At 70.1% G+C, this 1,542-nt stretch carries 3 protein-coding genes; all 3 read right to left on the bottom strand.

The window, feature by feature from the left end; all coding sequences use genetic code 11:
• Nucleotides 1–564: hypothetical protein (locus I55_RS26890; protein ID WP_044563810.1), on the bottom strand; the 564-nt coding region annotated here is incomplete at its 3' end.
• Between the two features lie 107 nt (nucleotides 565–671).
• A complete protein-coding gene (locus tag I55_RS26885) occupies nucleotides 672–1,214 on the bottom strand; it encodes a hypothetical protein (RefSeq protein ID WP_148293993.1) in 543 nt (180 codons plus the stop codon).
• A 23-nt stretch (nucleotides 1,215–1,237) separates the two neighbouring features.
• Nucleotides 1,238–1,542 (bottom strand): hypothetical protein (locus I55_RS38020; RefSeq protein WP_211100322.1); only part of this gene is annotated, 305 nt, incomplete at its 5' end.

Genomic DNA, 1,542 nt, shown 5'->3' with positions numbered 1-1,542 from the left:
CAGGGACAGGAGGGCGGCGCCCCCGCAGGCCCACAGCAGGGCTTGCGGGCCGATGGTGACGTAGCGCAGTTCGGGGGCCGAGAAGTTCACCTGGCCCCGGGGCAGGAAATAGCCAACCAGCCGCCCGTCCACCCGCAAGGGCTCGGCCCCCGTCCGGTCGGCGACATCCACCGGATCGCCGACTTGATAGGGTGGGGTGCGGGTCAGGGCCATGCCGTCGGCGTCGAAGAACAGGAACTGGATGGGCGGCTCCGGCTGCCGGCCGGGACCGGGCGGCGGGGCGTCCGATACTGGGCCGCCGCCGGGCGGCGGGCCCGCCGGGGGACCGGCCCGCATGCGACGGGCGACGAAGGCCATGAAGGGTTCGGCGGCGCTGCCCGCCGCCCAGGAACCATAAGTGCGGACATAGGCCTGGACGTTGCCCTGAAAACTCTGCCGCGCGCCCGCCAGGTGCAGGTCGTTGAACCGGGCCGACACCTGCTGATAGGCCAGCCCGCCCACCAGGGCAACGGAGGCCATGCTGGTCAGCAGCAGGGCGAGGATGATCTTGGTCCGCAGGGACATGGGGCCGCCGGCAGGGTGGTCACGACGGCCTCACTCTACGGGCGGCGGGGCGGGGGCGGGTAGCCTTTTGCGATCAGAGAGCTAGCCTGGCAGCCAGCCCGCGCGAGTCATGACCCATGCCGCTCCAGCGCCGCGCGCAGCAGGCCGTCCTGCGCATTGGGCTCGGCATGCTGTGCCTTCAGCGCGGCGGTGAACGCGGCCGCCCCGCCGTAGGCGGACTGGTAGCGCTCCACCACCTCGTCCGCCAAGCGCGAGACCACGCCGGCCGGGACCCCCTCCGGGAACTGGAAGAAGGCGCGCACCGGCCCCCTCACCGTGCACTGGCCAGTGGTCAGCGCCACCACCGCACCCTTGGGCACGGGGATGGGCTTGTCGTCGCGGCGGACCACCACCTCTTCGCCCAGCACCATGTATCGGGTGCCGTCGACCTCCGTACGGCCGAAGATGCGGACCTGCCGGTCCCGGTCGGTGCGGGCCAAGCCGGGGCAGCGTTCCAGCACCCCATCGGGCGCCTGTTCGAACACGACGGTCTGCGGGTCATAGATCAGGCCGAACACCGGCTCGATCATCTGTTCGGCGTGGGCGGCCCCGCCGACGATGGCCAGGGGCAGGGCCAGCAGGGCGGCTTTGATCGGCAAGGCTTTGGGCATGTTCACGCTCCGGCGGTTGAACCTCACGAGGGGTTCGCACCAGGGTAGGGGCGGCCTGTGGCAGGAAATGGGCGGCGCCGGTATCGCGAAATGGCTAGGCCGTCCGCCGGCCGCACGGTGCCGTCCGCCAGCTGTTTTCCCCAATAAATGAAATAATTTAATAAGCCGCACTCTCCGGGTGCAATTTCCGGAACGTGAGGCACAATCGGCGGCAGTTTAAATAAAGGGATGGAACAGCCGCCATGGCCACCAGCAGCACGCATCCGGAAACCCTGGTCCTGCACGCGGGTTACCGCGCCGACCCCGCCACGCACGCCGTGGCCGTGCC

Source organism: Azospirillum sp. B4 (assembly GCF_000333275.1).
GTDB lineage: Bacteria > Pseudomonadota > Alphaproteobacteria > Azospirillales > Azospirillaceae > Nitrospirillum.
The sequence above is the reverse complement of the archived record's forward strand: the minus strand, read 5'-3'. Positions and strand labels throughout refer to the sequence as shown.

Bases quoted from the DNA above. Each gene is read 5' to 3' on its own strand.
- I55_RS26885 (WP_148293993.1), bottom strand. From the start codon at position 1,214: ATGCCCAAAGCCTTGCCGATCAAAGCCGCCCTGCTGGCCCTGCCCCTG.